Annotated in this window: 25 protein-coding genes; 8 read left to right on the plus strand and 17 right to left on the minus strand. The window is 65.8% G+C overall.

The genetic code is table 11. The features are described from left to right. Positions 1–118: 118 nt before the first annotated feature. Positions 119–691, minus strand: coding sequence for a hypothetical protein (locus tag AB0B25_RS09360; RefSeq protein WP_357176721.1), 573 nt, complete (start codon positions 689–691; stop codon positions 119–121). Between the two features lie 30 nt (positions 692–721). After that, entirely contained in the window at positions 722–1,111 is a 390-nt protein-coding gene (locus tag AB0B25_RS09365; RefSeq protein ID WP_357176722.1) for a hypothetical protein, read from the minus strand. A gap of 807 nt (positions 1,112–1,918) precedes the next feature. On the opposite strand from AB0B25_RS09365, the gene AB0B25_RS09370 reads away from it, so the two are divergent. The 3 genes from AB0B25_RS09370 to AB0B25_RS09380 all read left to right on the plus strand — a co-directional run bounded on the left by AB0B25_RS09370 (position 1,919) and on the right by AB0B25_RS09380 (position 4,048). Next, complete coding sequence (locus AB0B25_RS09370) at positions 1,919–2,236, plus strand: hypothetical protein (RefSeq protein ID WP_357176724.1); 318 nt, start codon at positions 1,919–1,921, stop codon at positions 2,234–2,236. 306 nt (positions 2,237–2,542) lie between these two features. After that, a complete protein-coding gene (locus AB0B25_RS09375) occupies positions 2,543–2,833 on the plus strand; it encodes a hypothetical protein (protein ID WP_357176726.1) in 291 nt (96 codons plus the stop codon). Positions 2,834–2,956: 123 nt separating this feature from the next. Beyond that, on the plus strand, positions 2,957–4,048 hold the full coding sequence (locus AB0B25_RS09380) for an IS630 family transposase (protein ID WP_357176728.1): 1,092 nt from the start codon (positions 2,957–2,959) through the stop codon (positions 4,046–4,048). Here the strand turns inward: AB0B25_RS09380 and AB0B25_RS09385 are convergent. The 7 genes from AB0B25_RS09385 to AB0B25_RS09415 form a co-directional block, all read right to left on the minus strand. Beyond that, positions 4,045–4,590 (minus strand): DUF1697 domain-containing protein, encoded by a 546-nt coding sequence (locus AB0B25_RS09385; RefSeq protein ID WP_357176730.1) that lies wholly within the window; start codon positions 4,588–4,590, stop codon positions 4,045–4,047. The genes AB0B25_RS09380 and AB0B25_RS09385 overlap by 4 nt on opposite strands. Before the next feature lie 90 nt (positions 4,591–4,680). After that, positions 4,681–5,199 (minus strand): DMT family transporter, encoded by a 519-nt coding sequence (locus AB0B25_RS09390; RefSeq protein WP_357176732.1) that lies wholly within the window; start codon positions 5,197–5,199, stop codon positions 4,681–4,683. Continuing rightward, positions 5,196–5,744, minus strand: coding sequence for a DMT family transporter (locus AB0B25_RS09395; protein ID WP_357176734.1), 549 nt, complete (start codon positions 5,742–5,744; stop codon positions 5,196–5,198). Before AB0B25_RS09395 ends, AB0B25_RS09390 begins: the two co-directional genes overlap by 4 nt. A 128-nt stretch (positions 5,745–5,872) precedes the next feature. Continuing rightward, on the minus strand, positions 5,873–6,622 hold the full coding sequence (locus AB0B25_RS09400) for an acyltransferase (protein WP_357176735.1): 750 nt from the start codon (positions 6,620–6,622) through the stop codon (positions 5,873–5,875). 264 nt (positions 6,623–6,886) lie between these two features. Further along, complete coding sequence (locus AB0B25_RS09405) at positions 6,887–7,237, minus strand: DUF3703 domain-containing protein (protein ID WP_357176737.1); 351 nt, start codon at positions 7,235–7,237, stop codon at positions 6,887–6,889. 29 nt (positions 7,238–7,266) lie between these two features. Then, complete coding sequence (locus AB0B25_RS09410; RefSeq protein WP_357176739.1) at positions 7,267–7,977, minus strand: cation transporter; 711 nt, start codon at positions 7,975–7,977, stop codon at positions 7,267–7,269. Further along, positions 7,977–8,321 (minus strand): metalloregulator ArsR/SmtB family transcription factor, encoded by a 345-nt coding sequence (locus AB0B25_RS09415; protein ID WP_357176741.1) that lies wholly within the window; start codon positions 8,319–8,321, stop codon positions 7,977–7,979. The genes AB0B25_RS09410 and AB0B25_RS09415 overlap by 1 nt, the downstream gene beginning before the upstream one ends. A gap of 513 nt (positions 8,322–8,834) precedes the next feature. On the opposite strand from AB0B25_RS09415, the gene AB0B25_RS09420 reads away from it, so the two are divergent. Beyond that, a complete protein-coding gene (locus tag AB0B25_RS09420; protein ID WP_357176743.1) occupies positions 8,835–9,110 on the plus strand; it encodes a hypothetical protein in 276 nt (91 codons plus the stop codon). Positions 9,111–9,622: 512 nt separating this feature from the next. After that, positions 9,623–10,975 (plus strand): PQQ-binding-like beta-propeller repeat protein, encoded by a 1,353-nt coding sequence (locus AB0B25_RS09425; RefSeq protein ID WP_357176744.1) that lies wholly within the window; start codon positions 9,623–9,625, stop codon positions 10,973–10,975. Positions 10,976–10,998: 23 nt separating this feature from the next. Here AB0B25_RS09425 and AB0B25_RS09430 read toward each other — a convergent pair whose 3' ends face one another. From AB0B25_RS09430 to ctaD, 8 genes are all read right to left on the minus strand, one after another. Next, positions 10,999–12,171: a class I SAM-dependent methyltransferase gene (locus AB0B25_RS09430; protein WP_357176746.1), complete on the minus strand. Its 1,173-nt coding sequence runs from the start codon at positions 12,169–12,171 to the stop codon at positions 10,999–11,001. Continuing rightward, positions 12,171–13,148 carry a class I SAM-dependent methyltransferase gene (locus tag AB0B25_RS09435; RefSeq protein ID WP_357176748.1) on the minus strand — a complete coding sequence of 326 codons (978 nt, stop codon included), beginning with the start codon at positions 13,146–13,148 and terminating at the stop codon, positions 12,171–12,173. Before AB0B25_RS09435 ends, AB0B25_RS09430 begins: the two co-directional genes overlap by 1 nt. Positions 13,149–13,185: 37 nt before the next feature. Further along, positions 13,186–13,962, minus strand: a complete 777-nt coding sequence (locus AB0B25_RS09440) for an enoyl-CoA hydratase-related protein (RefSeq protein ID WP_357176749.1) — start codon at positions 13,960–13,962, stop codon at positions 13,186–13,188. Between the two features lie 34 nt (positions 13,963–13,996). Beyond that, a complete protein-coding gene (locus tag AB0B25_RS09445) occupies positions 13,997–14,770 on the minus strand; it encodes an NUDIX hydrolase (RefSeq protein WP_357176792.1) in 774 nt (257 codons plus the stop codon). Positions 14,771–14,885: 115 nt separating this feature from the next. Further along, complete coding sequence (locus AB0B25_RS09450; RefSeq protein WP_357176751.1) at positions 14,886–15,719, minus strand: ABC transporter ATP-binding protein; 834 nt, start codon at positions 15,717–15,719, stop codon at positions 14,886–14,888. Between the two features lie 83 nt (positions 15,720–15,802). Beyond that, entirely contained in the window at positions 15,803–16,609 is an 807-nt protein-coding gene (locus AB0B25_RS09455) for an aminoacyl-tRNA hydrolase (protein ID WP_357176753.1), read from the minus strand. 240 nt (positions 16,610–16,849) lie between these two features. Beyond that, a complete protein-coding gene (gene serB / locus AB0B25_RS09460) occupies positions 16,850–18,067 on the minus strand; it encodes a phosphoserine phosphatase SerB (protein ID WP_357176755.1) in 1,218 nt (405 codons plus the stop codon). Between the two features lie 196 nt (positions 18,068–18,263). Then, positions 18,264–20,006, minus strand: coding sequence for a cytochrome c oxidase subunit I (gene ctaD, locus AB0B25_RS09465; protein WP_357176757.1), 1,743 nt, complete (start codon positions 20,004–20,006; stop codon positions 18,264–18,266). A gap of 250 nt (positions 20,007–20,256) precedes the next feature. Here ctaD and AB0B25_RS09470 point away from each other — a divergent pair, with 250 nt between their 5' ends. The 3 genes from AB0B25_RS09470 to AB0B25_RS09480 all read left to right on the plus strand — a co-directional run bounded on the left by AB0B25_RS09470 (position 20,257) and on the right by AB0B25_RS09480 (position 23,650). Next, positions 20,257–21,060: a VOC family protein gene (locus tag AB0B25_RS09470; RefSeq protein ID WP_357176759.1), complete on the plus strand. Its 804-nt coding sequence runs from the start codon at positions 20,257–20,259 to the stop codon at positions 21,058–21,060. An 895-nt stretch (positions 21,061–21,955) separates the two neighbouring features. Beyond that, the gene (locus AB0B25_RS09475; protein WP_357176761.1) at positions 21,956–23,047 is read left to right on the plus strand and encodes an ABC transporter substrate-binding protein; all 1,092 of its coding nucleotides are present in this window, start codon (positions 21,956–21,958) and stop codon (positions 23,045–23,047) included. A gap of 138 nt (positions 23,048–23,185) precedes the next feature. Further along, entirely contained in the window at positions 23,186–23,650 is a 465-nt protein-coding gene (locus AB0B25_RS09480; RefSeq protein WP_357176763.1) for an AMP-binding protein, read from the plus strand. Positions 23,651–23,701 lie beyond the last annotated feature (51 nt).

The raw sequence follows: 23,701 nt of genomic DNA on the forward strand, positions 1-23,701 counted from the left end.
GACCCGCTGAACGGGCCACGAATCATGCCATTCTACGGCCGGAACGGTCGCAAAACACCAACCCGAACCCGATCAGGCCAGCACGTCAGCCCCACGAAAGATCCGAGCTAGTTCATCATTACCTCCGACTGCGGGCAATGTCATTCACTAAGAGCTTAGTTTTCTCAGCTATATCGGAGAATTTCCCGGCCGCTTCGTTGTCGATGCGTTCGATTTCTTTCATTGCGAAGCGGAGCGCATCGGTCAGTTGGTCCGTCGTGGTACGTATGGCCGGCCAGACATTGTCACTGTATTCTTGACCATATTCGATGACGATCTGTTTTTCGGTCTTCCGCGACAACACTCGACCGTCGTCGGTGAGGAACAGATCGAAAGGCGATTTCCCAACTTCGTCCGCAATCGCGCGCACTGATCGGACACTCCCCTCGAGGCTACGACCGTAACTTGTGATGTGCTGCGCAAAATCTTGCAGAAGATCAGACACTTCGTCGTAGGAACTGTTTTCGGATCCGATCACCCGACGGAAGGCTTCACCGGTGGCTCCTCTCAAGGAGGAGGACGATTGTTTTACAAGTTGACGAACGTCACTCGTATGAGACCGCATCTCATTCGCTGTCGCCGATATCTCGGAAGCGATCCGATCGACGGAGTCGAATTGCCAGGCCAGTACTGTCGGTACCGTCAGTTTCATGATCACCCTCCAGCGTGTGTCCGGTGCGCGCTACTGCAGACTATTGAATTTGTTGCCTTCGATTCTTGTCCGACCCTGTTGATCGGCATCGTCATGGGCATTCCCTGTCATTCTGAGCTGGTCGCCGAACTCTTTCATCGAACGCTCGATAATGGCAAACACATCATCCGCATGGAGCAAGTTCTTTTCGACTTCTTTCGCGAGGGCCGAATCTGCCAAATCGGATTGAAATTCGTCGCGACTGTCTCGGGCGATGGGCGCTAACTTCGCTACTCGAACACTCTCGGCACGCAGCGCTTGCTCCAACCTGGCCGCATCATCAAAGTCGTACTTTAAACCGTCATCCACGAACCCCTCCTTGGCCGCTTCCCCGAGTTTGGCTACAGAGAAGGTGAAGTTGGAGCCGAACGATATCGACATCCGCGACAACCACCTTCCTTGACATTGCCAAAAAATAAAACTTAGTACCATTGCACCGATTTATACTTGGATGAATTCGGCGAAGTTTGGTTAAGTTTTCGGCAAACGCAAGACGGTGCGGCAAGGCCCACTACAGGCTGAAACCGCCCAGTCGGGCCGCACGATAAGACATCATCCGTCTCCGGCACGTCCGAACGCTGATTGATGTCGTGCGTGCGCGTCGCCCCACTCGAATAGCGCGGAGTCGAGCGCAGGTCCTCGCCCCCGACAGCATCGCGCTAACGGGTGAATATGTCCCCGGTCACTGGGATCTGACCCCGACCGACCTTTCGAACAGTGCGTCACAAATCCCCTGAGACGCCACATCCAACAGGTCGATCGCGAGAAGATTGTCGTGCACCGACATTGTGGTCTGACGGTCTCGATGTTGGGATCGATGTCGTGAGCGTCGAAACGCCGGAACGGATGTCGCGCGGTGGTGGCCACGGTCGGGCGGTTGGGCCTGTGAGTGCCCCCCCATTACGTCGCCATCCGCCCGGCCTCAGATCTCCCATCGGGCATCCTGCCCGACCACTGGAATGGCCTGTGGCTCGATATCAGCGGACTCGCAGATCCTACAGTCGAGTCGGGCGAGGTCGTAAGGTGTGGTTGGGGCGAGGTGGTGGCGGTGCCGACCGGGCGATTCGAGTTCCGAAAGGGCTACGGCATAGCTGAGGTGTACGTGCTGAGACTCTGAACTAATCCGAGCAGCGATGCCTCAGCAGCGGCAGCGGCTACCGCAGTCTTGGTCCTGGAAGGATCGACGTTGTGACCGATGTGGATGCGGTATTCGATGCAGTCGCCAACCGGCTCGCCGCGCTTTTCGCGCACGATCTCGCTTACCTCGCCAAATCGGCCCTGATCCGGGAGAAGTACGACGCCGGGGTCAAGGATGTGGTCGCGGTCACCGAAGCGTGGGAGCCGACCGAACAGAACACCACCGGCATCGACCTCGACCTCGTGTACCACGATCTCGACGGACGGATCCGCTCTCACGTGCTGGTCGGGATCGACCTCGCCGAGTTCCTGCGCGACGCTGGTGTTCGCGTTCCACGGCATCGGCTTACCTGGACTGTGCGGCGGTAGCGGTGTCGTGGTCCAGTCCTGGTGCCCGGTGTTGCTCTGGGATCACGGCGGAGGAGGGTCGTACAGCGTTGCTGACCGTCCTCGCCGCTCGCGAACGAGCCGCCCAACCCGAATCTGAAGGGCTGATACCCATGACCCGCCACGAGATTCATCGTCTTTTCGTCACATTCGTCGTACGACCGATCCTTGACATCGGCCTCAAGCTACGCAGATTGATCTGGCGACGACGGCACCAACAATGCGCCAAGACCAGTCATTACCGGCGGCCACCCGACCAGGCCCGAGTTGCTCGGCAGGCTGATTGACATGACCCGGGACTTCCACGAGGCAATGCGGCTCATGCGACGCCACGACCCGCAGAGCCGGGAGGACGGGTTTCACCTACTGGTACCCAAAGCCGCCGATCACCTCGACGAACTCATAGAGCAGTTCGAACATGAGCACGACGATCACGGATTGCAATGCTGGCTGCTCGAACTGATCGGGGAAGCTCGATCTCCCGCGGCCCTGCCGATACTCGACGCCCAGCTCAACAGGTCCGACGAGTCGCTACGCGACTGGGCGGTCGGTCGGATTGACCAAACTCGACACCCGTGAAGCCCGGACCGTGCTCTGGAAAGCCCGAGCCAACGTCACCATTACATAACCAAAACCACGATCTACTGCTGGAGTACTAGTGTCCTGCGCCTGAGATTCGTTGAAGAATGGTAGGTTCGGTCGGTGGCGCGTGTGGGCAGGCCGGTGGCCGAGTTGATCCTGACCGATGATGAGCGTGAGACGCTTCAGCGGTGGGCGCGTCGGGCGAAGTCGTCGCAAGCGTTGGCGCAGCGGTGTCGGATCGTATTGGGTTGCGTGGCAGGCAAATCCAATAAGGAGGTGGCTGCCGAGTTGGGGATCTGGCCGCAGACGGTGGGCAAGTGGCGTAACCGGTTCGTGGCGCGCCGGCTGGAGGGGCTGGTCGACGAGCCCCGCCCGGGTGCGCCGCGCACGATCACCGATGAGCAGGTCGAGGCGGTGCTGGTGGCGACGCTGCAACGGCAGCCGATCGACGCCACGCACTGGTCGAGGGCGTCGATGGCCAAGGAGACCGGGTTGAGCAAGTCGACGATCGGGCGGATCTGGAAGGCGTTCGAGCTCACACCGCATCGGGTCGACGAGTTCAAGATCAGCAATGATCCGCAGTTCATCGACAAGGTCCGCGATGTGGTCGGTCTGTATCTGGATCCGCCGGAGAAGGCGCTGGTGCTGTGCGTGGACGAGAAATCGCAGATCCAGGCGTTGGACCGGTCGGCGCCGGTGCTGCCGATGATGCCCGGTATGCCCGAGCGCCGCACGCACGACTACATCCGTCACGGCATCACCACCTTGTTCGCCGCGTTGAACGTGGCCACCGGCGAGGTCATCGGGTCGATCCATCGCCGCCACCGCGCTGCCGAGTTCAAGAAGTTCCTCACCAAGCTCGATAAGGAAGTCCCCGCCGACCTCGACGTGCACCTGATCTGCGACAACTACAGCACCCACAAGGCCCCCATCGTCGCGAAATGGCTTGCCACGCACCCTCGTTTCCACATGCACTTCACCCCCGCCTACTCATCCTGGCTCAACGAGGTCGAGCGTTGGTTCGGGCTGCTCACCGATAAGAAACTGCGCCGCAGCGCCCACCGGTCCATCCAGGCCCTCGAACGCGACATCCGCGACTGGATCGCCGTCTGGAACGAGGATCCGAAACCGTTCACCTGGACCAAGACCGCCGACGAGATCCTGGACCGACTTACCTCATATCTGCAACGAATTCCTGGCGCAGGACACTAGGTCGCCAGCTTCTTCACGATGCGCTCGACGGTGAGCCAGGTGCGGGTCGTGATGTCCTTGCCGTATGTCTTGTCCAGCCATGCCATGAAGTTCGGCGTCTTGCCCTGCTCACTGTTGTCGATCACCGCGAGAAAGGCGCGGGCCGCCTTGTCGTAACCGACGATCCGGGTCAGCGGATCCGGCTGATCGGGCAGCACGGGCGGCGCCTTCGCCGCGTCCTTGAGAAAGGTCGCGATCAGATAGGTTCCGCGTCCGTGTGTGAGTCCGGGAAACGGGTCGGCGTCCAGTAGCGCGCGCAATTCGCCGTAGCTGCGGATGATCGTGCCGCCGCCGATCCCGAGTTCGCGGATCAACGCCTGCTGGATGCGCTCTTCCAGCGCGGCGACGTCGGTGTCCGCGCTGCGAAACACGATATTGCCGCTGGCCAGCACCGACGCGACACCCTCGAATCCGAGCTTCTCGAACACCGCGCGCAACTTCGCATTGCTCATATTCGGATTGCTCGGCGCGATCCCGCGCAACAGAGCGGCGTAGCTGTTCATGTCGGGGAACCTACCCAATTCCTCCGACATCCGAAGCGTGCGTCGCGGATGCCGACGCCCACCGCGTCACGTCCGGCATGTCCGACCCGCTCAGTATCGGGCCATCAGGTAGATGCCGATCGCGATCATCACACATGCCGCGAAGCGCTGTGGGCTCGCCTTGCGGCGCGGAAATCCCATCAGCCCGAAGTGATCGAGCACCACGGCCATCACCATCTGTCCGGCGATGATGAGAGCATTGAACGTGCTGACGCCGACACCCGAGGCCACCGCGATCATCGCGAAGATCGCCGCGCCGCCGAGCAATCCGCCGAACGGCGCCCATCGAGGCATGCCCTTGACGTCGGCGAGGCTCGGCCAGACCTTGTGGGACGAAACAGCAAGGGAAATCAGGAGAAAGACAGTGAAACCGGTGAACGCGACCGCGTAGGAGATCACGCCACAGAGCCAGACGTTCTGCAGCGCGAGCTTCAGCGAGTTCTGACACCCGGCTTCGACCGAACGCAGTGCGCCGCCGGCGAGGATGAAGGCGAAGACGACCGCGGTCATCCTGGGGGACAGTTTGGTACGAGTCCTGGTTACGGGGGCCTCGGCGGTGCTCGTCGTCACAGCGAATGTCCTTCCGATGAGGAGAGGTCGATGCGTTCCCGATCAGGCTCCGCCGCATCGCGTGTCGTGGCGGACTCTTCGGACGAGCCTCTGGCCACGAGATAGATCGAGAAGGTGATCAGCGCACACGCGACGAAACGCGGGAAAGTCGCGGAGCGCTCCGGAAACCCCATGAGCCCGAAGTTGTCCATGATCAGCGCTACGACCATTTCCCCTACGATCACCAGCGCACTGAAGGTCGCGACACCGACATGCCGGGCCACGGCGATCATGCCGAGAACGGCCGCCCCACCCATGAGCCCCCCGAACGGCGCCCACCACGGCATGTGCCGGACATCGTCGAGACTGGGCCACGGCGTCTTCGACGAGAGCGCGAGGAAGATCGAAAACCCGGTCAGCGCAACCGCATACGAGATCACGCCACACAGCCACATGTTCTTGAGGGAGTCCATCAGCGTGTTCTGACACCCCGCTTCGACCGACCGTAGCGCGCCGCCGATCAGGATGAACAGGAAGACGAGTGCCAACATGATCGTGGTCGTCATGGGGAGACGCACCCTTCACTCGGGTCACAACACGCTCTCGTGGTCGAGAACGCCGTAGCCCCAGTAAGATACCGCTATATAGCGGCACGTTCAATAGTGGCGCACCTTTCGGTGGCAGAAACGAGACGCTAGGCTTTCTGGGTCGCCCCGTTCTTCTTGCGCTCGATGTCTTCCAGTGCCGCAAGATATTTGGCGCGATCCTCGGCGCCCGCCTCCCAGGCGGTCTTGCGATTCTTGACCACCTTCGCCGGCGCACCGACAGCGATGCTGTAATCCGGGATCTCACCCTTGACCACGGCATGCGCGCCGAGCACACAGCCGCGACCGACACGCGTCTCGCGCAGCACGGTGACTTTCGCGGCGATCCAGGTGTCGGGGCCGATGCGGACCGGGCTCTTCACGATGCCCTGATCCTTGATCGGCATCGTGATGTCGTCCATCTTGTGGTCGAAATCGCAGATGTAGCACCAATCGGCCACCAACGTCGATTCGCCGATCTCGATGTCGAGGTAGGTGTTGACGACGTTGTCCTTACCGAACACCACCTTGTCGCCGATGCGCAGCGAACCCTCATGACAGCGGATCGCGTTGCCGTCGCCGATGTGCACCCAGCGACCGATTTCCATCCGGCTCAGCTCCGGAGTCGCGTGGATTTCGACGCGCCGCCCCAGGAACACCATGCCGCGCAGCACGATGTGCGGGTTGGCCATGCGGAACTTGAGCAGCCGGTAGTAGCGGACCAGGTACCACGGCGTGTAAGCGCGGTTCGCGAGCACCCAGCGCAGCGACGCCAGCGTCAGAAATCGCGCCTGCTGCGGATCGCGGCGACGCGATCCGCGCCAGCGCGCGCGTAGCGGCGCGCCCCACATGCTCGTCACGAACGGCTCTCCTGTCGTGGTCCTGAGGGCTGTCGCCGACCTCGGGCGACGGGTCAAGCCTATCGTCCGAGGCTAGCTGGTAGACGGCTACCCGAGACGACAAGAGACAAAGCAGGACCCGAACCCAGTGGCCGCCGACTCCCGCTACCGCCATCCCGGTATCGACGACGTAGTGCACACGGAACCGTTCGATTCCTCCGCACCGAAACATGGGGTCGCCAGGAGGAACGGCGGCGCCGATGTCTCGGTCGGGCGCACCCCGGCTCAGGCGGCAGCCGGGTGCAGCAGCGCCACGAGATCCGGTGGGATCGACATCGGCTGACGCAGCCCGACGCCGGCACGGCCGGTGTTGCCTTCGGGATAGCGGCCGGAGAGCGAGCCGGGGGCGGCGACGATTATCCGGATGACCTGACCGAAGGCTTCGCGCCGGTCGCGTTGCCGCACGGCCAGGGCGAGCATGGCGACATGGTTGCGGGTGTGCAGCCATGGGTCGGGCTGGGACAGGATGTGCGCACGTTCGAGATGCGCCCACCGCAGGTCGTCATCGTCCGAGGTTTTCGCGGCCGCCATCTCTTGCTGGTAGCGGATGCGGGCCGCAAGCGGGACTCGTTGCATGGCCTGTCCTTCCGACAATAGAGCGCTGGTCAGTCGCAGCAGCCGCGGTGATGCCCCGTGGTCCGCTCGGCGGCACCGAGCACGACCGGCGCAGCACAGCAGGTGTCGCCGCGCCAGGCGTTGAGCCCTTCGCGCACCGCGATCACCGCGATCACCAGCGCGGCGACCGGATCGGCCCACGACCGGCCGAACAAGCTGTTGATCAGCAGCCCGACCAGCAGCACCGCCGAAAGATAGGTGCACAGCAGGGTCTGCCTGGAATCGGCTACCGCGGAAGCGGATCCGAGTTCACGTCCGGCGCGGCGCTGCGCGGCCGACAGCACCGGCATGATGACGAGGCTGGCGGCGGCGAGGGTGATCCCGACCGGGGATTGCTGCGCTTCGCCCAGGCCGAGCAGCCCACGGGTCGAGTCGATAGTGACGTAGGCGGCGAGGGCGAAGAACGAGAACGCGATGATCCGCAGCGCGATCTTCTCCCGCCGCTCCGGGTCGCGGCCGGCGAACTGCCACGCGACCGCGGCTGCCGAGGACACCTCGATCACCGAATCCAGCCCGAACCCGATCAGCGCCGTCGAGGACACCCGGGTTCCCTCGGTCAGGGCGATGCTCGCCTCGATCACGTTGTACGAGATGGTCGCGGCCACTAACCACCGGATTCTCCGTGCCAGCACCGCTTTGCGGTCCGGGCTCGGACCGAGCGCACGCGCCGACGGCACCCTGGGCATGCCGAGCGCGGCCATCAGCAGCACCGTTCGGTATCCGACACCGGACAACAGGCCGGATCGACCGCCAGCACCAACCCGAGCAGGTCATCGAGCGCGGCCGCGATGCGAGTGTCGGCCAACTCGTAGCGGCTGCGCCGCCCCTCCGGGACCGCGACCACCAGCCCGCACCCGCGCAGGCACGCCAGATGATTGGACAGGATCTGCCGCGACACCCCGATCCGGTCGGCCATATCCGACGGATATCCCGGCGCTGCGCGCAGGTTCAACAGGATCTGGGTGCGCGTCGGGTCCGACAGTGCATGCCCGAAACGGGCCAGCGCGTCACTACGCGACAACGTCTCCACAGCCCAATAATACATAAAAAACTGTATTCACAAATGGATGAACTATGAATCGCTTCGACGGACGGCGACTCCGCCCAGCAGCGAGTTTTGCGCTTGCGCTACCAGGCCGCGCGGTTGTGCAACCACGTCACTGATGCGGAGCGACCGCGTGGAGCCGGCACGGATCTCACGGGCCGAGGTGAACCAGTAGTTCCGACACCAGTCGCAATCGTCCTCGACTCGGCAATACGGGAGTCGGTCGCGTCCCGCGAGGCAACTCGAGCTTTCCCGTGAAACGGCTGAGGGTTTGCTCGCGATCGCGGGCCGTCGGTTCGGCCAGCTGTACCGACAGCGCGCTCCGGGCGACGTCGTCCGCCTGCGCATGACGTTGCCCACAATCGCAGCGGCCACTATTCGCTCCCTAATGATGGGCCGCTATGCAACGGTACGATGGCGACCGTTCAAGGGAGTCGCCCGTGTTCGCCGGGCCAGGACCCCTCGGACATCCGAGCGGTCACTGACCGCTGTGCACAAGTGAGGAAGTACCCCATGACTCAGAAAATGCACCACGACAACGGACAGTCCCGCCGCGTGCTGGCCCGCATCGCCATCGCGGGCGCACTGGCGCTGGCGCCGGCAACGGCCCTGGTGGCCCCTGCTTTCGCTACTCCGCTGGTGCTCGAGCCCGCCGATCAAGCCGAGACGCCCACCCCCGGCACTCCGATTCACGGCGGTAGCGGTAGCGGCCATCTCTCCCACCGGCACGGCGGCACCGGGAGCGCTCACCTCTCGCACGGCTTGCCGTCCACCGGAAGCGCGTTCTGAGCCACTGCGACATACCGGCGACGGACACGGTGTCGGTTCGGTATGCCACGACGACTGCTGTCACGGGCGTGACAACACCTCGCGGCCTGCGACTATCGAACAGGTGGCGTGGCCTCGGACAGTGGTGACGACGTGTCGACCCGACACAGCGGAGACCTTCGGGCGGAGTGCGGCCTACCGAAGTACGCAATCCGTTTCCGGAGGTCTTCGTATCCACCCTGCTCCATAGGCGGAGTCGGGCAGCCTTCGTTCGACACGTCGTGGCGTGCGGCCGGGCGGCCGCAGAGCGACGCGGCAGAACCGATCCAGGTCTCGGCCACCGACGCCGCGCCGGGCGATGTGTGGCCTCGCGTCCAGCCCGAAAACGACGCTGGTAGGCGCGATGGCCTGCTTGCAACTCGACCCACCGCCTCCCGTACAGTGACTCGTGCGCTGGCGACGGCGCCCCGAACTCGCCGGTGAAAAGACCGATCCGGGACCGTGGTTCGACACCCTCAGTCGCGTGCGGGCAGATGAAGACAGGAGTACGGCAGGTGCGAAGCGGCGGCGTACTGGCTACTTCCATGTGGCGACCGTCCCGGATACGTGCTGCGGCCGTACTGGCCGCGGTCGGCGCACTGGCTCTGTCCGGCTGCGGCACCGACGTCGACGACATCACCGTCGGTCCCGGCACCGGCTGGCCCGCGGCCTACCACGACAGCCGCAACAGCGCTGCCAGTCCGATCACCGGCGCACGGAAGGTCGCGCTGAGCTGGTCGCGTCCGATCGGCGGACCGATCGCCGAGGCGGTCACGATCGGCCCGGATGGGCAGATCTTCCTGACCACACGCACCCCTAACTGCGCGATCTTCTCATTCCAGATGGCCACCGGGCGCAAACGGTTCTGCAACAAGCTCGAACCGAACGCGATCTCCTCGCCCTCGCTGGTCGACGGGATGACCAATGTCTACATCGGTGACGACAGCCATGTGACTTCGTTCAACTACCTGGGGCAGCCCCGCTGGAGCACCACGGTCGCCGGAACGCCGGTCTCACTGCAATTCACCGGCGACGGAACGCTCATCACGGTCACCCAATCCGGTCAGGTCGATGTGCTGTCGCGTCAGACGGGTGAACGCCTCGTACCGACGGTGCAGTTGCTCGGCGAGCCGGACTACCTTGCCCACCCCGACCTCACCTGGCCGGCAGCCGGCCAGGGCTTGGACGACTGCCGCACCGGCGGACCGCAGTGCCCGGTCGCGAACATCTCCGCCGTCGATGCCGCGAGCGGCCGCTTCTTCGTGACACTGTGGCAGCCGGGCAAGCCGACCGCGGCCCTGATCGCGCTCCGCTACGCGAACAACAAGATTCAGCAGGAATGGCATGCCGACATGCTGTCGGGGGGCAGCGCGACCAGCCCCACCCTGTCGACGGATGGCAAGACCGTCTACGTGGGAGACAACAGCAAGCGCTTGATCGCCGTAGACACCTCCGACGGGCGGACCAAGTGGGTCCAGCCCTTGGAATGGGCGCCGCGCGGTGGGATCTCGGTTTCCAGCGACGGCCTGATCATTCCGTCCGGCGACGAAGGCTATCTACTCGCCCTTCGCGACAAGGGCGATGTGCCGGAAATCGCCTGGGAGCGTAAAGATCTCGCGCTGCGCGGCACACCGGTCCAGACCGCGGGCGGCACCGGGTACACCACCGCCACCATCGGCGACGGCCTCAACCTCATCACGTTCGACACCGGTAGCGGCGCCACCATCGACTCGGATGTCCTGCCCGATGCCGCGGGCGCCACGACCGGCACCTCCGTCAGCGCCAAGGGTGAAATCGTCGTGGCCACTCGAATTGGCGAGCTCTTCGCCTTCGTACCAGAGCACTGACCTGCCGCACACCGGTCGTGTCGTCAGCTCGGCGCGACCGCGGTACAGACGAAAACAGTTGCGGCGCGGCCGATTCGCGTGATCACCAACGTGTACGACCGGGCGCCGGTCGGCTTCAAGCGGCGACGCAGCTGGTCGGGGTCTACGTCGACACCCCGCACCAGAATCTCGAGTGCCCCGCAGTCGCGGCGCCTCAGTTCTGAACGCAGCGTCTTCTCCCGGAATTCCAGGCGATCGACAATGCGAAACCCGCGCATCCCGTCGGGAACCCGATCACCGGTGAGATAGGCGATACGTGGGTCCAATTGCCACAGTCCGTGTTTGGCGGCGTAGTGACGGACCAGGCCCGCACGGACGACAGCGCCGTCGGGGTCGATGATCCACTGCCCCGGGGCCTGTTCGGGAATGTCGTCGGGGTCGACATCGGTGAGCGTGAACGATGGCCGGTCCGTAGCGGATACGGTGGCACGCCGGGTGACGCGGGCCTCCGTCAATCCCGGCGACCACAGGCATGCCTCGCGTACCGCGCCATCCAGCGACACCACTTCGATTTCGCCGGCCCAGCCGAGCCGGTCGAAATCCAGTCCGGGAGCGCACTTCACGACGAGGTCACGGTCGGCATAGGCGTTGAGCAGATCCGGTAGTGGCGGCTGCAGTTTTGCCGGGTCGTGGGTGCGCCGGCCGTCGGCGCGACGCGCCGGATCAGCCACCACCACGGTGCCGGTGGTCGCCGGGACGAGCGCGTCGGCCTTGGCCAACAAGACGTTTCGATCCCCGGTCAGATTGTGCGCGGCCATCGACAGCCGCACGTCATCGAGATCACTCCCGATCACCGCCGGGCAGACCCGCGCCAGTTCGACAAGTTCCGCACCGATCGAGCAGGTGACGTCGTGCACGGCCCGACCCGCCAACCGGGCCGCCCGCTGCCGGGCCACCACCGTCGGAGTGGCCTGTTGCAGGGCGTCATCGGTGAACAGCCACTCCCCGGCATCGACCAGCTTTGCGCTCGCCTTGCGGCGCAACCGCACCGTCTCGACGAGGGCGGGCGCCCACGCACCGTGCTCGCGTCGCACCCGCTCCAGATCACGCAGGTGCGACGCCGGGGTCAGCTCCAGCCGGTCCACCTCGGCCAGCGCCGCGCCACCCGCCGCGCTGGTGAGGAACGCGACATCCTCTCGACGGAAGCCGTAGCCCACTACTTGGCGGAAACGCCCGGCTTCACGCCGGTGATCATGGCGTTGTAGAAGAACCGGCGCGGCACCACACGGCGCATGATGTTCTCGTCGACCCAGCTCAGGCCGAGCCAGGCACGGTACATCGCCATCCGGTAGCGCCAGGTGAGCTTCTCGGCGGGCACCGCGGCCTCGAACGTGCGCACCGGCCAGCCCCACAACGCGGCGGCGAACTCCTCGGTGTTGGCGGCCACGTCGACCGCGCCTGCCGAACGGGCCATGGTCTCCAGGTCACGCGGGTCGAAGGTGTGCAGGTCGACGACCGCCTCCAAAGCCGCGGCGCGCGAGGACTCGTCCAGTTCCTCCTGGGGACGCCGCCAGTCGCTCAGCACCGGCAGCTTGGTCACCGTGGTGGTGGCGTTCCAGGTCATCCGACCGAGCCAGCGCGCGTAGAAGTTTCCGACCGTGGTCGGCTCGCCCGCGAAGACGAAGCGCCCGCCCGGCTTGAGCACGCGCAGACATTCCTTGAGTGCCAACTCGACATCAGGGATGTGGTGCAGCACGGCATGGCCGACCACCAGATCGAAGGTGTCGTCCTCGTAGGGGATGGTCTCGGCGTCCGCGACACGGCCGTCTACGTCCAGCCCGAGGTTCTGCGCGTTGCGCAGCGCGACCTTGACCATGCCGGGCGACAGGTCGGTGACCGAGCCCGACTTCGCCACGCCCGCCTGCATCAGATTCAGCAGGAAAAAGCCGGTGCCGCACCCGAGTTCGAGCGCCCTGTCGTACGGCAGCGGCGCCTGGCCGACGGCGAGGTCGAACCTGCCGCGCGCGTAGTCGATACAACGCTCGTCATACGAGATAGACCACTTGTCGTCGTAGGTCTCGGCTTCCCAGTCGTGATAGAGCACCTGGGCCAGTTTCGTATCCTTGAGCGCTGCCGCTACCTCCGCCTCGGTGGCATGCGGGTTCGGCGCGGGGTCGTCGGGACGTACCGTCATGGTGGGCAAGCCTACCCAAATCTGCAGTTGACGCCTGCTATCGACCCACGAATTCGGCCGACCCCGGACCGTCGGCAAGATAGGAACCTGTTCCGATCAGGCGATCTTCCGTCCGGAATAAATCAGACCATTCGGTCTCGGCTCGGTCGAGGCCGTGCGGACCGGCTTCGAAGACCGCCTTCGCGGCGGCCAGAGCACGCGCCGGTCCCGCCACGAACTGTTCCGCCCACCGGATCGCGGCGTTGTATACGTCGTCCGGCGCGACAACCTCGTCGACCAGACCGAGTGCCATCGCCTCATCCGGCTCGACGAAGCGACCGGTGTAGACCAGATCCTTGGCCGGACCCGGCCCGATCAACAGCGTCAGCCGCCGGATTCCGGCGAGCGGGATAAGTCCCACACCGATCTGCGGCAGACCCAGTTTGACATTGTCGCCGATCACGCGTCGATCGGCGCCGAGCGCCAACTCCAGCCCACTACCGAGACAGTAACCGCTGATCGCGGCGACAGTCGGCTGCGGAAGCCGGGCCAGGCACCCCAGCGCGCGCTGCAAATCGCTCGCCATGGCACGCGCCTGCTGCGCGCTCAGCCCCGACAACTCGGCCACATCGTCACCGGCCGAGAACACCCGGTCGTCGCCGTACACAACCACGGCCGCGACGCGCGTGTCCGCGGCGACCGCATCGGCCGCTTCCGCCAGCTCGCGCATGACCTGCACGTTCAGCAAGTTCAGCGGCGGGCGGGCGATCCGGAGGACAGCCACACGGCGAGCGGCAGCACCCTCGGACAGGTCAAGGGTCACGAATTCGGCCATGGGAGGCCACGCTACCGGGTACCGGCGCGCCCACTCACTTGCGCACTGACGATCCCTCGAGTCGACCGGCATCCGGGAGGTCGGCGAAGTAGCGCTCGCTGTCCGGGAAGGACAGGACCCGCTTGCCGTCGATGTCCGTGAGCACCGGCATGACCGGATCGATCACAGGCCGCGTAGCCAGGATGTCGCTGGTGGAACCGAATTCGCCGAGCGCGACCAACTGCGCCCAGGTCGGCGGCAGCAGCACGTCGGTACCGGCCCGCCAGCGGGCCAGCGCCTCGCGCGGAGTGCGCCACCGCACCTCCGCCGCCTCCGAGGTGGCACCGTCGGCACGCTGTCCCGTCGGCAGTACGGCGACGAAGAACCGGGTGTCGTAGCGGCGCGGCTCGATCACCGGGGTGATCCAATTCGCCCACGGCCACAGCAGGTCCGCGCGCAGCACCAGCCGCTCCTCGGCGAGGAACGACGCGAGCGACAACTCCCTGCGTTCCAACTTCTCCCGGGCGATGCGGTAACCGGCGGTGTCGGAGATGACGCTGTCCGCGGTCGAACCGGCCAGCAGCACGCCACATTCCTCGAACGTCTCCCGAACCGCCGCGCACACCAGCGCCTTGGCCCTCGGCTCGGTGGTCGCGAATCGCTCAGCCCACCAGGCGGGTTCGGGCCCGGCCCAGGCGATGTCCGCGGTGCCGTCGGACAGGTCGACGCCACCGCCGGGAAACACGGTCATGCCCGCGGCGAACGCCATGGCGCCGACTCTGCGCTGCAGGAAGATCTCGGGACCACCGGCGCCATCGCGCACCAGCATCACCGTCGACGCGTCCTTCGGCGAGGGCGCACCCGACGACGAGTCGGCCTGCGCTGCTGTCTCACTCACCTGTGCACCCTAACGCGCGCTTGGTGCACGCGGCCACGGCGTCTGGTCAGCGGGTGCGGTGCTTGCCCGCGCGCCGCGCGCGGCGCGCGAAATAGCGGCCGTCCACCCGGTCCAGTGCGATCGACTGACGGAAAGCATCGCTGAGGTTGGCCGAGGTGAGGACGTCGCTGAGCAGACCCTGCGCGACCACCTCGCCCTCGTTGAGTAACAAGCCGTGGGTGAATCCCGGCGGGATCTCCTCCACGTGGTGGGTGACCAGCACGATCGCGGGCGAGTCCGGATCGGCCGCGAGATCGCCGAGCCGTTCCACCAGCTCTTCCCGACCGCCCAGGTCCAGGCCCGCGGCAGGCTCGTCGAGCAGCAGCAACTCGGGATCGGTCATCAGCGCGCGGGCGATCAGCACTCGCTTGCGCTCGCCCTCCGACAGGGTGCCGTAGGCGCGGTCCGAGAGATGTTCGGCGCCCAAGCTCTCCAACATGTCGATGGCGCGGTCGGTATCGACGTCGTCATAGCGCTCCCGCCATCGGCCCAGCACCGCGTATCCGGCGGAGACCACCAGGTCGGTGACCTTCTCGTCGACCGGAATCCGGCTGGCCACGGCGGCGGAGGACAAGCCGATCCGCGGCCGCAGCTCGCTCATGTCGACCTTACCGATCCGCTCCCCGAGCAGATGGGCCACACCCGAGGTGGGGTGTATCTGGGCGCCGGCCATCCGCAGCAGCGAAGTCTTACCCGCGCCGTTCGGACCGAGAACGACCCAGCGTTCGTCGAGCTCGACCTGCCAGGTGACCGGACCGACGAGCGTATGGCCCGAGCGGCGAACGGTCACGTTGGTGAAATCGATGAGTAGATCAGGATCCGGTTGCGGCACGCGCTCCATCTTGGCTCACCCGTGCGGACACTTGCCACCGCGGGGAGGGATTCGGGTCCTGACCGATTGCCGAATGGTCGCCGGGGCGCCGTTCACCAGGACCGGGCCGGGACGGCGATCACGGTCATCGAGCCCGGCGCCACCTCGGTGAATCCCGCGTCCCGCACGGCGACCGCGGCCCCCTCGGCCACGTGGCCGACGAGGGTAGCCCACCGCTGGGCGTCGGCTTCACGCACCGAGCAGTGGAATCCGCGCTCGGACCAGGACCACGCACGCTCGGCGGTGAGCGCGCCGGCGAGCAGCATGCTCGCGTGGCCGACCTGCGCGGCCGCCTTGCCCAGGGTCATGCCGAGCGACGAGTTCACCCACAGCACGGGCAGCGCCGGGTCGGGTGGGCCGGGATCATCGTGGTCGAGATCGGTACCGCCGATCTGCAACCGCCTGATCCGTGGATCGACCCGACCCACCGGGCCGGGCACCAGGGCACGCGCCTGCGCGCCGTCGATCTCGGCGGTGACGCCCTCCACCGCGCAGGTCGCGCGCCACTGGGCACCGCGGGCACGACGGGCCACCTTGCGAATCCGTGCGCGCTTCCACGACAGATAGCGTTCCTCCCATTCGCCGCCCGGCCCGACCCGCTCGTCCAAGCACAGTGCCACGGCCGCGGTCGCCGCCGCGACGAGCAATGCGCTGCGAGGTGGCGGGTCGGCCTTGGGCAGGTGCAGGACCATCTGCATCGCCTGCACCATGGCCGGGTCGTCCGGATCACCCGCACCGCCATAGCCCGCGGCCAGTTCCGCATGCCGCGCCGGAAAGCCTTCGGCGGCCGACGCCGTTGCGGCTATGGCATTCTCCGCGCCACCGCGCAGGTCGGCACCGCATTCCGGGATGCTCGTCATCACTACACCTCCAGTCCCGGCGACGACTTTTCGGCGGCCTCCGCCCGCCGCGAGTCGTGCGCACCGCACACGACCAGCGCCACCCAGAGAAGCAGTCCACACAACGACATCCGCACCACATCTCCGATCGACGAATGATCAACCCCGGCGAGCCCATTGACGGTGGCCGTCGACAGCGGCGAGCAGCGCCATCGCCGAGTCGGCCGCCGCGCGCACTGTGCGGGGCGCACCGAATAGCCTTCAGTCCAAGGGGACTCGGCGCAGCAAGCCGTCCCTGGCATCGGCCGCCTCCACCTCGTGCCGGGTGACACCGAGAATGAACAGCACCGCGTCCAGATAGGGTTGCGAGAGGGCGGTATCGGCCACTTCACGCAGCGCGGGTTTCGCGTTGAAGGCCACACCCAGCCCGGCGGCGTTGAGCATGTCGATATCGTTGGCGCCGTCGCCGACCGCGACGGTCTGCTCCATGGGCACCCCGGCCTCGGCCGCGAATTTGCGCAGCGCCGTGGCCTTGGCCGCCCGGTCCACGATCTCACCGACCACGCGGCCGGTCAGCTTGCCGTCCGCGATCTCCAAAGTGTTCGCCTGGACGAAGTCCAGTTCCAACTCGTGCGCCAGCGGTTCGATCACCTGACGGAAACCACCCGACACCACACCACAGCGGAAACCGATCCGGCGCAGCGTGCGGATGGTGGTGCGGGCGCCAGGCGTCAGCGCGATCCGGTCGGCCACCGCCTCGATCACCGATTCGTCGAGGCCCGCGAGCGTCGCCACCCGTTGCCGCAGCGACTCGGCGAAGTCGATCTCACCACGCATGGCGGATTCGGTGACCTTACGGACCTCCTCCTCCACACCGGCGTGCGCGGCGAGCATCTCGATGACTTCACCCTGGATCAGGGTCGAGTCGACGTCGAACACGATGAGCCGCTTGCCACGGCGGGCCAGCCCCGCGCGCTCCACCGCGACATCCACTCGTTCGGCCACCGCGACCTCGGCCAATGCGGTACGCAGCCGCGAGTCGGCGTCCGGACTCGGGTCGGTGGCGGTAACCAGCAACTCCATGCCGGTCACCGGGTAGTCCGCGATCCCGCGGATGGTGTCGATATTGGCGCCGAGCGTGGCCAACTGGCGCGAGACGGCGCTGAACGCGCGCGCGGTGACCGGGCTGCCGAGGATCACCACCGCATGAGTGGACATCGGCTGCCAGCCGACCTCGGCGTCGACCTCCACGTCGACCTCCATACCGACGGTGTTCATGGCCTCTTCGAGCTCGTCCTGCAATGCCTCGGGATCGTTCGGACAGGTGACCAGGACGCCCAGGGTCAATCTGCCCCGGATCACCACCTGCTCCACGTCGAGCAGGCTGACCTGGTGCCGCGACATCGCCGCGAGCAGCACGGACGTCACACCGGGCCGGTCCGGGCCGGTGACGGTGACGAGGACTGTGGTGTCAGCCAACTGATGCGCTCCAAGTTCGGTGTTTGCCGTCGCTGTGCTGGACCTCGTTGTCGCAACCTCACGGTGAATACTGCCTGACGCAACGAACGAGTGTGCACCCGCTGGTGACCAGCAGATGCACACTCGTCATGCCGAATCCGGTGGTGCGGCCCAACTCATCCAGGTCAGCCCGGTCGAGCGTAGGCGGGGCAGCCGCCTACTTCGTTGCCACGGCCCCTTCGTGTACCTCGGTGGCGTGCTTGGTCGATCCCCAGCCGACGTGCGCCTCGGCGCGCATCCGCTCGACCATATGCGGGTAGTGCAACTCGAACGCGGGACGCTCGGAACGGATCCGCGGCAACTCGTAGAAGTTGTGCCGCGGCGGCGGGCAGGTGGTGGCCCACTCCAGGGAGTTGCCGTACCCCCACGGATCGTCCACCGTGACCACCTCGCCATAGCGGTAGCTCTTGAACACGTTCCAGATGAACGGCAGCATCGACGCGCCCAGCACGAACGCACCGATCGTCGAGATCGTGTTCAGCGTGGTGAAGCCGTCGCTCGGCAGGTAGTCGGCATAGCGGCGCGGCATACCTTCGGCGCCGAGCCAGTGCTGCACCAGGAAGGTGGTGTGGAAGCCGATGAAAGTAGTCCAGAAATGCCACTTGCCCAGGCGTTCGTCGAGCATGCGTCCGGTCATCTTGGGGAACCAGAAGTAGATGCCCGCGTAGGTGGCGAACACGATGGTGCCGAACAGCACGTAGTGGAAGTGCGCCACGACGAAGTACGAGTCGGTGACGTGGAAGTCCAGCGGCGGACTGGCCAGGATGACACCGGACAAGCCACCGAAGAGGAACGTGACGATGAAGCCGATGGAGAACAGCATCGGTGACTCGAAAGTCAGTTGACCGCGCCACATGGTGCCGATCCAGTTGAAGAACTTCACACCGGTCGGGACGGCGATCAGGAAGGTCATGAAGGAGAAGTACGGCAGCAGCACCGCTCCGGTGGCGTACATGTGGTGTGCCCAGACCGCGATGGACAGGGCGGCGATACCCAAGGTGGCGTAGACCAACGTGGTGTAGCCGAAGATCGGCTTGCGAGAGAAGACCGGGAAGATCTCCGAGACGATCCCGAAGAACGGCAGCGCGATGATGTACACCTCGGGGTGGCCGAAGAACCAGAACAGGTGCTGGTAGAGCAGGATGCCGCCGGTCGCCGGGTCGTAGATGTGGCCGCCCAGGTGGCGGTCGTAGGCGAGACCGAACAACGCGGCGGTCAGCAGTGGGAACGCCAGCAGCACGAGCACGCTGGTGACGGCGATGTTCCAGGTGAAGATCGGCATCCGGAACATGGTCATACCGGGCGCGCGCAGACAGACGACGGTGGTCAGCATGTTGACGCCACCGAGGATGGTGCCCAGACCGGAGACGGCGAGACCGAGGATCCACAGGTCGGTCCCGACGCCCGGCGAATGCAGGATGTCGGTCAGCGGCACGTAGGCCGTCCAACCGAAGTCCGCAGCGCCACCCGGGGTGATGAAGCCCGCGGTCGCCATACTCGCGCCGAACAGATACAGCCAGTAGCTGAAGGCGTTCAGACGCGGGAACGCGACGTCGGGAGCGCCGATCTGCAGCGGAAGAATGATGTTGGCGAAGCCGAACACGATGGCGGTCGCGTAGAACAGCAGCATGATCGTGCCGTGCATGGTGAACAGCTGGTTGAACTGCTCGGTGGAGAGGAACTGCAGGCCGGGACGCGCCAACTCACCACGCATCAGAAGGGCCATCAGGCCACCGATGAGGAAGAAGGCCATCGACGTCGTCAGGTACATGACACCCAGGACCTTCGGGTCCGTGGTGGTGACCAGCTTGTAGATGAACGAGCCCTTCGGCCCCGTCCGAGCCGGATACGGCCGAGTCGCTTCCAACTGAGGGACTGGCTGGGGCTCTACGGCAGTCACTGATCCTCCTGAAAGGTGCCTTTAAGTCGCTCCGCAGGCTCCGCTGATCGCATCCACTCCGTTGCCGGAGCAGACGACAGTTCGCTTGCGCTCCACGAATCGTAAACCGTGTCGTTCCAGCGGGCCGAACGGGTCCTACTCTCTGTCGTATTTCGTTGGTCCCGCACTGCGGCCGCGCACCGATGAGTACGCCCCACGACAACCGTCTCTACCGGTGACAAGCGTTCCACCCCACGCCAGGAGACCATCGATGTCCACTTCGCACAGCATGCGACCAGGCGACCCCCGCTGGGTCGAGCTCTACACCTCCGATCCCGACCGCAGCATCGCGTTCTACGGCGAACTGTTCGGCTGGACCGCCGAACGCGCGGGCGAGGAACTCGGCGGCTACATCACCTTCCGCAAAGACGGCGCCGCGATCGCGGGCGCGATGGCCCGCATGGCCGGCGACACCGAAAGTCCCGAGCAGTGGACGGTATACCTCGCCAGCCCCGACGCACAGGCCACCGCGGACGCCGCCGTCGCGGCGGGCGCGACAGTGGTGGTGCCCCCGATGCCGGTCGGCGAGCTGGGCCACATGGCCGTACTCGGCGACGTCGGCGGTGCGGGCATCGGCGTCTGGCAAGCAGGGACGTTCGGCGGATTCGAGACGATCGGCCTGGTCACCGCGGGCCAGTGGCGCGACCACGCGGGCGCACCATCCTGGTTCGAACTGCACACCCGCGCCTACGACGCCTCGTTGGCGTTCTACCGGGACGTGTTCGGCTGGTCGGACACCTTCACCATCGCCGACAGTCCGGAATTCCGCTACACCACGATCCACGCGGAGAGCCCGATGCTCGGCGGTGTCATGGACGCCTCCGCATTCCTGCCCGAAGGCGCCCCCGCAGGGTGGACCGTCTACTTCGGCGCCGACGACGTAGACAAAACCATCGAGCAGGTCGTCGAACTGGGCGGCTCCGTACTGACTCCCGCCCAGGACACCCCCTACGGACGAATGGCCTCGGTCGCCGACGCCACCGGCGCACGATTCAGCATCGGCGGCTCAGTTTAATTGCTGTGTTAATTGGCAGCGGTTAATTGGCAGCACCTTCGGCGCTGCGGGTTCGCGGCCCCTGTGTGGCTCGCGTCCGCGAACGGGCAATGCTCGGTCTCGCTTCGCTCGGAAGTGGGGGTGAGCCATGTGGTTGTGTGGTGGGCAAAGGCGGTGTCTATCGGTGCTGTCGGGCCCCAGAGTGTCGGGTGGGTGCGCACAGTGCGTTGGTCCCCGAACTGCTAAACCCGTGCGTCTCCATCGGACATCCAAACCCGTGGGAGTCTCGATGGGGCCATGGGGCCATCTCCGGCTCAACTCGCAGCGATCCGCGCCACAAGCACAGTGGAACTGGGTCACATGCGCAGCGATCCGCGCCACAGGCACAGGCACAGGCACAGGCACAGGCACAGGCACTAACGTTTGCCTCCCTGGGCAACCAGATCGGTCCCACTCTGATCCCTGCACGCAGCGAGACCGAACATCGCCCCATCCCGGCCCAGCTCACAACCGAACTAAGCGAAACCGAGCATCACCCGTCCACATTGCCCTCCGGCGCAACACATCACTCCTCCTCAACTTCCTAACGAAGCAGAACCGAACACCACCCGCCCACACCTACCCTCCGGCGCACCACATCGGCCCACCTCGATTTCCAAGCGAACCAAGATCGAACACCACCCGTACTTACCCTCCAACACAACACATCGCCCCACCTCAACTTCCGAACAAGGCAAGACCGAACACCACCCGTCCACACATACCTTCCAGCGCACTACATCGGCCCACCTCAACTTCCGAGCGAAGCGAGACCGAGCATTCCCTGTTCGCGGCCCGGGAGCCACACAGGGGCCGCGAACCCGCAGCGCCGCAGGCGCTGCCAAACAAACCCAGCCCACCCGGTACCCTCACCCGCATGTCGCTGAGCGCCTTCGTTCGTCTCCGAAACCGCACAGCTTTTTCCGGACCCGCTGCTGCGGTAGGCCGCCGGATGATCGCGGTCGCGGCGGTGTGTGTCACCGTTCTCGCGGCGGGATGTGGTGGCAAGAGCGACGACGATGCCTCGATCGTGCGCACTACGACCAACATCGCGGGTGCGGGCGTGGTGGGGCTGGAGCGCGACACTTCCCAGGCGTGCGCGCTGCCGAGCGCGCCGGACCCGGCCGGCGGCGCCACCCGCACTGTCACACACGCCGCGGGCGTCTCGGAGGTGCCTGCCGACCCGCAGCGCATTGTCGTACTCACTACCTCCGCGCTGGATGCGGTCTGTGCGCTGGGCCTGTGGGAGCGGGTCGTCGGCACGGTGGTCCTCGACGGTCCGCGCGCACAGCCCGCCTATCTCGGTACCGGCGTGTTGAAGATTCCCGGCGTGGGATCGGCCGCGCAGCCTGATCCGGCCAGGATCGCCGACCTACGCCCTGACCTGATTTTGGGTGACATCCCCACCGGCGCGGCCAGTTTCGACGCTCTGCGGGCGATCGCCCCCACTGTGCTGGTCGGCTCGGGCAACCGGTGGCAGGCCGAATTCGCCGCGTTCGCGGCAGGTTTGGGCCGGAGCGATGCCGCGAGGTCCGCGTTGGACAGTTACCGCACCGAGGCGCGTGACTCCGGAACAGCGATCGCAGCGAGCCAGACGCAGGCCTCGGTCATCCGATTCACCGCGGATGCCGATCGGATCGAGGGCGGTGACAGCTTCGCCGGTCAGGTTCTGGGCGACGTCGGCGTGCAGCGTCCCGCCGTCCAGCGTGGCGCCTCGTTCGACGTGCGAGCGGGCGAGTTCGCCACCAAGGTGGAGGGCGACTTGATCTACGTGATCCTCGCCGGAGCCGAGGGCAAGAAGCACGGCGAGGCCGTGCTGCGCACCGAGGAGTGGAAGGAACTCGGCGCCGCGACCGATCACCGGGTGTTCGCCGTCGAGGACACGGTCTGGCACGGCGACGGCCTCACTGCGGCCCGTGCGCTGGTCGCCGATCTGCGCAATACACTCAACGGCTTCGTCACGGATTGATCGACCGGTACCCCTTGGGTGTGGTTTTACCCACCCTGGGAGTGCGCTGACCAGCGCTGGGGTTGCTGTCGAAAGTCCGGCTCGAGGACGAGATTCAGAGGTACGCACTTCACCTCTTCTCCGACCCGAGGACACGACATGGACACGCTCACCGATTCGATCACCGACAACCTCTTCGTGCTGCCGCTGGCACGTCCCGTTGCCGAGGTGGACCCGAACGCGGTCGTGGTGTCCACCGCCGACTGTGACCTCACCTACGCCGAACTGGATCGGTGGTCGAACCGCCTTGCCCGGCTGTTGCTGGGCGCCGGCGCGGGCCCCGGCGTCCGCATCGCGATCGCGGTCGACCAGTCGATCGAGTCCGTGGTGGCCGAGCGGGCCGCCGTCAAGATCGGCGCCACGGCGATCCCGGTCACCGACGACGGCTCGTTCGCGCTCGGCACCACCGTGGGAATCACCACGAAAGACCTGCGCCCGGAACTTACCGACACAATCGATTGGCTCGCGTTGGACGAGCGGTCCACCCTGCAGAGCTACCTGACCAGCTCCGACGCGCCGATCGACGTTACCGATCTGTGCTCCCTGCCGACCTCGGCGGCCTGACCGGCACGAACCCCCGCTACGCGACCCGGACATCGAACGTTCGGGTCGCGC

This window comes from Nocardia sp. NPDC049190 (assembly GCF_040648115.1).
Taxonomy (GTDB): Bacteria; Actinomycetota; Actinomycetes; order Mycobacteriales; family Mycobacteriaceae; genus Nocardia.

What these genes read in the sequence shown, in the direction of transcription:
- AB0B25_RS09360 (WP_357176721.1), bottom strand. Translation starts at nt 691, where the DNA reads ATGAAACTGACGGTACCGACAGTACTGGCCTGGCAATTCGACTCCGTC.
- AB0B25_RS09365 (WP_357176722.1), bottom strand. Translation starts at nt 1,111, where the DNA reads ATGTCGATATCGTTCGGCTCCAACTTCACCTTCTCTGTAGCCAAACTC.
- AB0B25_RS09375 (WP_357176726.1), top strand. Translation starts at nt 2,543, where the DNA reads ATGACCCGGGACTTCCACGAGGCAATGCGGCTCATGCGACGCCACGAC.
- AB0B25_RS09385 (WP_357176730.1), bottom strand. Translation starts at nt 4,590, where the DNA reads ATGAACAGCTACGCCGCTCTGTTGCGCGGGATCGCGCCGAGCAATCCG.
- AB0B25_RS09395 (WP_357176734.1), bottom strand. Translation starts at nt 5,744, where the DNA reads ATGACGACCACGATCATGTTGGCACTCGTCTTCCTGTTCATCCTGATC.
- AB0B25_RS09405 (WP_357176737.1), bottom strand. Translation starts at nt 7,237, where the DNA reads ATGCAACGAGTCCCGCTTGCGGCCCGCATCCGCTACCAGCAAGAGATG.
- AB0B25_RS09410 (WP_357176739.1), bottom strand. Translation starts at nt 7,977, where the DNA reads ATGGCCGCGCTCGGCATGCCCAGGGTGCCGTCGGCGCGTGCGCTCGGT.
- AB0B25_RS09415 (WP_357176741.1), bottom strand. Translation starts at nt 8,321, where the DNA reads ATGTATTATTGGGCTGTGGAGACGTTGTCGCGTAGTGACGCGCTGGCC.
- AB0B25_RS09420 (WP_357176743.1), top strand. Translation starts at nt 8,835, where the DNA reads ATGACTCAGAAAATGCACCACGACAACGGACAGTCCCGCCGCGTGCTG.
- AB0B25_RS09425 (WP_357176744.1), top strand. Translation starts at nt 9,623, where the DNA reads ATGAAGACAGGAGTACGGCAGGTGCGAAGCGGCGGCGTACTGGCTACT.
- AB0B25_RS09435 (WP_357176748.1), bottom strand. Translation starts at nt 13,148, where the DNA reads ATGACGGTACGTCCCGACGACCCCGCGCCGAACCCGCATGCCACCGAG.
- AB0B25_RS09440 (WP_357176749.1), bottom strand. Translation starts at nt 13,962, where the DNA reads ATGGCCGAATTCGTGACCCTTGACCTGTCCGAGGGTGCTGCCGCTCGC.
- AB0B25_RS09445 (WP_357176792.1), bottom strand. Translation starts at nt 14,770, where the DNA reads ATGCTGGTGCGCGATGGCGCCGGTGGTCCCGAGATCTTCCTGCAGCGC.
- AB0B25_RS09450 (WP_357176751.1), bottom strand. Translation starts at nt 15,719, where the DNA reads ATGGAGCGCGTGCCGCAACCGGATCCTGATCTACTCATCGATTTCACC.
- AB0B25_RS09455 (WP_357176753.1), bottom strand. Translation starts at nt 16,609, where the DNA reads ATGACGAGCATCCCGGAATGCGGTGCCGACCTGCGCGGTGGCGCGGAG.
- AB0B25_RS09470 (WP_357176759.1), top strand. Translation starts at nt 20,257, where the DNA reads ATGTCCACTTCGCACAGCATGCGACCAGGCGACCCCCGCTGGGTCGAG.
- AB0B25_RS09475 (WP_357176761.1), top strand. Translation starts at nt 21,956, where the DNA reads ATGTCGCTGAGCGCCTTCGTTCGTCTCCGAAACCGCACAGCTTTTTCC.
- AB0B25_RS09480 (WP_357176763.1), top strand. Translation starts at nt 23,186, where the DNA reads ATGGACACGCTCACCGATTCGATCACCGACAACCTCTTCGTGCTGCCG.